Annotated in this window: 7 protein-coding genes; 4 read left to right on the plus strand and 3 right to left on the minus strand. The window is 64.6% G+C overall.

Going from position 1 to position 7,336, the window contains the following annotated elements; translation table 11 throughout:
* Together ACKOED_RS00710 and ACKOED_RS00715 are read right to left on the minus strand one after the other, a co-directional pair.
* The coding region (locus tag ACKOED_RS00710; RefSeq protein ID WP_408914654.1) for an ABC transporter permease at window positions 1–588 on the minus strand (588 nt) is incomplete at its 3' end.
* Between the two features lie 79 nt (window positions 589–667).
* Window positions 668–1,768 (minus strand): sugar ABC transporter substrate-binding protein, encoded by a 1,101-nt coding sequence (locus ACKOED_RS00715; protein WP_408914655.1) that lies wholly within the window; start codon window positions 1,766–1,768, stop codon window positions 668–670.
* 131 nt (window positions 1,769–1,899) lie between these two features.
* Here ACKOED_RS00715 and ACKOED_RS00720 point away from each other — a divergent pair, with 131 nt between their 5' ends.
* The 3 genes from ACKOED_RS00720 to ACKOED_RS00730 are packed head-to-tail and all read left to right on the plus strand — an operon-like array spanning window position 1,900 to window position 4,152.
* Window positions 1,900–2,541, plus strand: coding sequence for a TetR/AcrR family transcriptional regulator (locus ACKOED_RS00720; protein ID WP_408914656.1), 642 nt, complete (start codon window positions 1,900–1,902; stop codon window positions 2,539–2,541).
* Window positions 2,541–3,707 (plus strand): acyl-CoA dehydrogenase family protein, encoded by a 1,167-nt coding sequence (locus tag ACKOED_RS00725; RefSeq protein ID WP_408914657.1) that lies wholly within the window; start codon window positions 2,541–2,543, stop codon window positions 3,705–3,707. Before ACKOED_RS00720 ends, ACKOED_RS00725 begins: the two co-directional genes overlap by 1 nt.
* A gap of 1 nt (window position 3,708) precedes the next feature.
* Entirely contained in the window at window positions 3,709–4,152 is a 444-nt protein-coding gene (locus tag ACKOED_RS00730; RefSeq protein ID WP_408914658.1) for a MaoC family dehydratase, read from the plus strand.
* Here ACKOED_RS00730 and ACKOED_RS00735 read toward each other — a convergent pair.
* Complete coding sequence (locus tag ACKOED_RS00735) at window positions 4,147–5,811, minus strand: GMC family oxidoreductase (RefSeq protein ID WP_408914659.1); 1,665 nt, start codon at window positions 5,809–5,811, stop codon at window positions 4,147–4,149. The two genes, ACKOED_RS00730 and ACKOED_RS00735, sit on opposite strands and share 6 nt — an antisense overlap.
* A gap of 107 nt (window positions 5,812–5,918) precedes the next feature.
* Between ACKOED_RS00735 and ACKOED_RS00740 the strand changes: the two genes are divergently transcribed.
* Window positions 5,919–6,938, plus strand: a complete 1,020-nt coding sequence (locus ACKOED_RS00740; protein ID WP_408914660.1) for an aldo/keto reductase — start codon at window positions 5,919–5,921, stop codon at window positions 6,936–6,938.
* Window positions 6,939–7,336: the final 398 nt, after the last annotated feature.

Raw genomic sequence — 7,336 nt, forward strand, 5'->3', positions numbered from 1 at the left:
GCGGCCGATGCGGGTGCGCTCCTGGATCACCCAGGCCACGGCCACCGCCGCGGCGGCGATCCACACCGCCGCCGGAACGTCGAACAGCCGGCCGAGCGACAGCCAGTTGCGGAAATCATTGTCGGAGACGCGCACCATCACGCCGCCCAGAATAGCGGTGGCGATGCCGATGCCGGCGAAGCCGATGCCAAGGGTGGCCATGAAGGATGGGATTTTCAGCCTGACGTGGACGAAGCCGTTCAGCAGGCCGAGCAGGCCGCCGAGCATGATCGCCACCGGCACCGACCACAGGCCAATGGCCACGCCGGTCAGGTCATTGGCCACCAGCATGCTGGCAGCGACGGCGCATAACGCAACCGTGCCCTCGACGGAGAGGTCGATCGAGCCCATCAGGATGATGAAGGTGGCGCCCATGCAGATGACGAGCGGAATGGCCGCCGTGTTCAGCATGCGCACGGCATTGCCGAGCGAGAAGAAGGTGGGATTGATGATGCCGACGACAATGCAGAGCCCGGCCAGCACGGCGACCGGCGCCCAGCGCCGCCAGTGGCCCAGGAGCCGGCCGTTGGATATGGCGACAGAGGCCAAGGATTTCCCTCCGCTGCAACGCGAGGCCTAAAAATAGCCGGGCGCGGGGCGCCCGGCTAGTGCTTGGCTGTGAGGACCCTCAGCCGCGATACTGGATCTGGCCGGTCGCTTTGCCCCACAGATCGTTGAAGTCGACCTTCGGCGGGTTGCTCTTGTATTCGGCCACATTGTCCTTGGTAACGATGATGCCGGTGCCGTAGAACTCACGGTGCTCTTTCGGCTCCTTGGTGATGTCGATCTTGCCGGTCACATGGGCGTAGGGAATGGCCAGGCCCATGCCGCCGGTCCACAGCGGATCCCAGGCGACGGTGCCCGCGAATTCACCAGCCTCGATCGCCGTCAGCGCCGCGTCGATGCCGTCGATGCCGACCACCGGAACCTTGCCAGCAAGCCCGTTCTGGCGCAGCGCCTCGAGAGCGCCCATGCCCATGCCGTCATTGGCCGCGAACACGCCCTTGATCTGGTCACCGAAGCGGGTGAGCCAGGCCTGGGTGATTTCGAAGGCCTTCTGCTCGTTCCAGTCGGCCGGCTGGAAGTCGAGCAGCGTCACCTTGCCGTTGGTCTTGGCGATGGCGTTGTCGAGGCCCAGCTTGCGCTCAATGGCCGGCACGTTGGACAGGATGCCGCCAAGCGCCACGATGCCGCCCTCGCCACCAAAGGCATTGAACAGCGCGTTGGCGACCGCCTCGGCGGTGGGCACGCCGTCAAACGACATATGCGCCACATAGTTGGGGTCGTGATCCCAGGGATGGAGATCATCGGGCTTGTTCCATTGCGTGACAACGAAGCCGCCGGCCTTCTGAACTTCCTCGACGATGACGCGGGCATCGGGCGAGTCATTGGGGTCGACGTTGAGAATGAGCTTGCCGCCGGTGCGCTGCAGCAGCGCCTTGATGTCCGCGATGCCCTTTTCGGAATTGCCTTCGGTCACCAGCACTTCGTACTTGGCGCCGATCGAGTCAGCGAAATTCTGGCCGCCCTTGGCGAAGGTGGCGTGATAGGGGTTGGCCACCGAACGCAGCGAGTTGGCGAAGGTCCAGGTGGTTTCCGCGGCGATGGCGGGCATCGGGAAGGAGCTTCCCAGCGCGCCGGCGGCCACCGCGCCCGCCGAACCCTTGAGCACCGCACGCCGGCTGAGCCTGTGCTTGCGCAGCATGTCATTCACGTTTTTAGCAGCCATGAGAACCTCCCGATTTTTTGGCTTTACTGCACTAACTGGTTACTGCATTCTGCGATCATGTCAAGACCTCTTGAAGAGACCCGGAGATCAAATATCGTGGGCCGGGCGACCACCGCCATGCAGGACGCCCGATGCTGAAGAAGACACGCGAGCCCATGCCGCGCGATGCCGGACAGACCCGCAAGCGCATCCTGGACGCGGCCACCGCGGAATTCGCGCGCAAGGGCCTGGGCGGCGCGCGGGTCGACGCCATCGCCGCCCGCGCCAAATCCAACAAGCGCATGATCTATCACTACTTCGGCAGCAAGGAGGGTCTGTTCACCGCGGTGCTGGAAAACGCCTATCTCGGCATCCGCTCGGCCGAACAGCGGCTCAGGCTCGAGGAGCTTGAGCCGGAGGAAGCCATCGCCCGGCTGGTGCGCTTCACCTGGAACTATTATCTGGCGCATCCCGAATTCCTGACCCTGGTCAACAGCGAAAACCTGCACCGCGCCAAGCATCTCAAGACCTCGGAGGCGATCCGCCAGAGCAGCGGGCAACTGGTGGCGATGGTCGGACGCATTCTCGAACGCGGGGTGAAGGCGGGGGTGTTCCGGCCAGGCGTCGATCCCGTGCAGCTCAACATCACCATCGCGGCCATCGGATATTACTATTTCACCAACAGATTCACCGGCGCAATCGTCTATGAGCGCGATTACATGGCGCCCGCCAACCTCGACGCGCGCCTCGCCTTCAACCTCGACACCATTCTCCGCCTGCTAAAGAAGGACTGATGATGCAGCCTGCCTACGCCATTCCGTTTCCGCGCCTCGACGCCGGCATCTACAGCCAGATCGGCGATACAGCGCGGCGCTTTGCTGAAACGCGCGTCAGGCCCATCGCCCAGGAGCTCGATGAAACCGAAAGCTTTCCCGCCGCGCTCTATGGCGAAATGGCCGGGCTTGGCCTGTTCGGCATCACGGTTCCCGCGGAGTATGGCGGCGCCGGGCTCGATGCCCTGTCCTATGCGATCGTGATGGAGGAGCTTGCGCGCGGCTATGCCTCGGTCGCCGACCAGTGCGGGCTTGTCGAGCTCATTGGCACGCTGCTCTCGGTGCACGGCAGCGAGGCGCAGCGCGCCCGCTATCTCGCCGACGTGCTGGCCACGCGCAAACGCGTTTCCTATTGCATCACCGAGGCCGACGCCGGAAGCGATGTCTCCGGCATCCGCACCACGGCTATTCGTGACGGCGCCGGCTGGCGGCTCACTGGCTCCAAGATCTGGATCCACAATGCCCCGGTGGCCGATCTCGGCTTCGTGCTGGCGCGCACCGACCCGGCGGCCGGCCACCGCGGCATGTCGATCTTCATCGTCGATCTTCATGCGGCCGGCGTGTCGCGCGGCAAGAAGGAGCATAAGATGGGCCAGCGCGCCTCGCAGGTGGGGGCGCTGCATTTTGACGGCGTGGCGCTCGGCGAAGAGGCGCTGCTGGGGGCCCTGAACCGCGGCTTCCACATCATGATGAGCGTGCTCGACAAGGGCCGCATCGGCATTGGCGCGCTGGCGGTGGGCATCGCCCAGGCAGGCCTCGAGGCGGCGCTCGACTACGCCAAAACGCGTCGCCAGTTCGGCCGTGCCATTTCCGAAAACCAGGGCCTGCAATGGATGCTGGCCGACATGCAGAAAGACATCACCGCGGCGCGTTCCCTTGTGCAGCGCGCCGCCATGGTGATGGACGCGGGCGGCGCCGCCACCATGGATTGCTCGATCGCCAAGTGCTTCGCAGCGGATGCCGCCGTGCAGCATACCGCCAATGCGGTGCAGGTCTTCGGCGGCTCCGGCTATATCCGCGGCTTCGAGGTGGAGCGGCTCTACCGCGATGCCAAGATCACCCAGATCTACGAAGGAACCAACCAGATCCAGCGCGGCATCATCGCCCGCGAATTGCTGAAGGCCTGAGATGGACGCGTTCCAGCAGGCAATCGGGGCAAAGGTGTCGACTTCCAAGACGGTGGGGGAAAGCGACGTCTACCTGTTCGCGGGGATTACCGGCGATTTCTCGCCCAATCATGTCGATGAGGTGGCAATGGCGGCAACCCCCTATGGCGGGCGGATCGCGCATGGCGCGCTGCTGGTGGGCTACATGTCCCGCGCGTCCACGCTCATCACCGACCAATGCGCTGCGCTGATGATGGAACATTTTCCCGTGTCGCTGGGCTATGACCGCATCCGCTTTCTCGAGGGCGTCCGGATCGGCGATACGGTCACCGTGAGCTATACGATCGAGACTGCCGATCCCGAACGTATGCGCACCATCGCCGCGGTGGCCATTCACAACCAGGCGGGCACATGCTGCGCGGTGGCAACACACATTATGCGCTGGCTGAAGCGGCAAGGCTCATGAGGCATATTCGCCGCCCGGCATCGGCAGGTCATTCCGCTCCCATCGGAAGATTGCCGGTGGCAGCGGCTGCTTTCCAGCCACCAGGTCGGAGGCTTTTTCCCCGATCATAATGGTGGGGGCATTGGTGTTGGACGAATTGATGAATGGCATGATCGAGGAATCGCACACCCGGAGACCCTCGAGGCCCCTCACCTTCAGGTCAGGGCCCACCACCGCCATGTCGTCATGCCCCATCTTGCAGGTGCCCACCGGATGATGATCGGTCTTGGCCATGCGGCAGGCATAATCGAAGATGTCGGCGCGGCTTCGGGTGGCGGGGCCTGGCAGGATTTCAGCTTTGACAAAGGGTTTGAGCGCCGGCTGGGCCATGATCTCGCGGGCCAGTTCCAGACCTTTCAGCGAGATTTCGAGGTCATAGGGCTCCGACCAGTAATTGGGGTCGATGAGCGGGGCCGCTTTGGGATCAGCGCTCGCCAGCCGCACCGTGCCGCGCGACAGCGGCCGCATGAAGGCCGAGTTGAGCGTAACGCCCGGATTCTTGAGCGTGGCGATGCCCGCCTCGATGCCGGAGCCCTGCCCCAGATGAAACTGGATATCGGGCGAGCGCGCCTTCGGGTCGGCGTACCAGAAGCCGCCGGTTTCGAACAACGGCGATGCAACCGGCCCTTGCTTGAACAGCAGATACTGAAGCCCGGCCAGCAGCGTGCGGTGCGGGCGCTTGACGCTGTCATAGGAATGATCGCTGGTGCATTCGCACAGCACGCAGATGTCCACATGGTCCTGCAAATTGCTGCCAACGCCGGGCAGATCATGGGCCACGGAAATCCCCACGCTTTTCAGATGATCGGCCGGGCCGATGCCCGAGAGCAGCAGCAGCCGCGGCGAGCCGATGGCCCCCGAGGTGACAAGCACTTCGCGCGCGCAGCGCACCATGCGCCGCCCACCATCGCCTTCGGCCAGTTCGATGCCGGTGGCCCGGCCGTTCTCGATCACGATCCGCAGCACTTCGGCGTTGTGCACCACTGTGAGGTTCGGGCGGCTGCGGGCGGGATCGAGAAAGGCGCCGGCCGCCGAAGACCGGCGCGCCTGCTTCTGGGTGAGCTGGTAATAGCCGACGCCACCCTGGGTGCGGCCGTTGAAGTCAGGGTTATAGGGCAGTCCCGCCTGCTGTGCGGCGCGGATGAAGGCATCGCAAACCGGAAGCGCCGCGCGCGGCATGGAAACGCCCAGCGGGCCGTCAACACCGTGGTAATCGTCGTTGAAGCGCTCATTGCCCTCGGCGCGCTTGAAATAGGGAAGCAGGTCGCGGTAGCCCCAGCCCTCGCAACCCGCCTGGTCGCGCCATGCATCATAATCCAGCGCATTGCCGCGGGTGTAGATCTGGGCGTTGATGGTGGAGCCGCCGCCGATCACCTTGGCCTGGGTGTACCACAGCACACGGTCCTTCATGTGGCGCTGCGGCACCGTGGACCAGCCCCAGGAGGCAATGCCCTTGGTCATCTTGGCGAAGCCCGCCGGCCAGTGGAACAGATAGTTCGTATCAGGCCCGCCCGCCTCGACCAGCAGCACGCTCACCGCCGGATCCTCGGTCAGCCGCGCCGCCAGAACGCAGCCCGCCGGCCCCGCGCCGGAAATGATGTAGTCATAGGCTGCCTGCACGCCTTCCTCCTCGCAAACCGGTCTTATTCAACCCGCCGTCTCGACAGCGGCCGCGCTTTGTGCGTTGCTGCCGGGGCGGACCATCCTCGCCATCAAGGAGATTGTATATGCCAGCCATCAACATCCGCAAGTTCGGCCGCGTCGGCTTCGACATCACCGACATGGGCTTCGGCGCAGCGCCGATCGGCAATTTCCTGAGGCCCATCCCCGAACAAGAGGCCGCCGCCATGATCGACCGCGCCTGGGATGCGGGCATGCGCTATTTCGACACCGCGCCTTACTACGGCAATGGCCTCTCGGAATTGCGGCTCGGCCATTATCTGCGCTGGAAGCCGCGCCGCGACTATGTGATCTCGAGCAAGGTGGGGCGGGTGCTGACGGCGGCGCGCCGCGAGGACATCGACTTCAAGCCCTGGGTGGACGGCGCCGCCTTCAAGAGCCGCTTCGACTATTCCTATGACGGCACCATGCGGAGTTTCGAGGATTCGCTGCAAAGGCTCGGGCTCGAACACATCGACATCCTGTTCATCCATGACGCCGACGTGTTCACACACGGCCCCGAAATGCAGAAAGTCTATTTCCGCCAGGCCATGGACGGCTGCTACCGGGCGCTGGTGAAGCTGCGCGAACAGGGGCTCGTCAAGGCGATCGGCGTCGGCGTCAATAACTGGGAGGTCATGCTCGACTTCATGAAGGCCGGCGACTTCGACACGCTGCTTGTGGCCGGCCGCTATACGCTGCTCGAGCAGGAGCCGCTCGATGAGTTGCTTCCCCTGTGCGAGCGCCGCGGCACGGCGCTGGTCATCGGCGGCGGCTTCAACGGCGGCATTCTCGCCACCGGCGCGGTGACCGGCGCCAAATGGAATTATGCCCCTGCCCCCGCACCGGTCATGGAAAAGGTCCGGAAGATCGAGGCTGTCTGCAAGCGCCATCACGTGCCGCTGGCCGCCGCGGCGCTGCAATTCCTGCTCGCCCACCCGGCGGTCGCCTCGCATGTGCCGGGCACGCGCACCGTGGAACAGATGAATCAGAACCTGGCGCTCGTCGCGCACCCCATCCCGAAAGCCTTCTGGCAGGAGCTGAAATCGGAAGGCCTGCTGCGCCAGGACGCGCCGGTTCCGGTTTGAGGGTAGGCCGCCGCGCGGAGCGCAAAGCCCCCGGGGGCCGGCGCTCCAGCTCTGCCGTCCGTGAGAAATCCGAACCGCCGCGGCGCCATTTCCTGGCCCTCATAATGCGCGCCGCCACAAGGCAGCAGGCGACGGCCAGCGGCAGCAGCGCCAGGCCGAGGCCTAGGCTGCTTTCCGCTTTTACTGAACCGGCCTGTATTTTTTCCGCCGTCATGCCGGCGCAGGCTGGCATTCAGCTTCCTGGCGTCAAAGCTGGACCCCGGCCTTCGCCGGGGTGACGCCGACCTTAGGATGATGGTTCAGGCTAAACTCAAAACCCTCCAACAGAATCATATCGGTCTTTGAAGCCGTCATGCCGGCGAAGGCCGGCATCCAGCTTCCTGGTGTCAAAGCTGGAC

It is taken from the genome of Aestuariivirga sp. (assembly GCF_046093005.1).
In the GTDB taxonomy this organism is placed as follows: Bacteria; Pseudomonadota; Alphaproteobacteria; order Rhizobiales; family Aestuariivirgaceae; genus Aestuariivirga.

What these genes read in the sequence shown, in the direction of transcription:
- ACKOED_RS00725 (WP_408914657.1), top strand. Translation starts at nt 2,541, where the DNA reads ATGATGCAGCCTGCCTACGCCATTCCGTTTCCGCGCCTCGACGCCGGC.
- ACKOED_RS00720 (WP_408914656.1), top strand. Translation starts at nt 1,900, where the DNA reads ATGCTGAAGAAGACACGCGAGCCCATGCCGCGCGATGCCGGACAGACC.
- ACKOED_RS00740 (WP_408914660.1), top strand. Translation starts at nt 5,919, where the DNA reads ATGCCAGCCATCAACATCCGCAAGTTCGGCCGCGTCGGCTTCGACATC.
- ACKOED_RS00715 (WP_408914655.1), bottom strand. Translation starts at nt 1,768, where the DNA reads ATGGCTGCTAAAAACGTGAATGACATGCTGCGCAAGCACAGGCTCAGC.
- ACKOED_RS00730 (WP_408914658.1), top strand. Translation starts at nt 3,709, where the DNA reads ATGGACGCGTTCCAGCAGGCAATCGGGGCAAAGGTGTCGACTTCCAAG.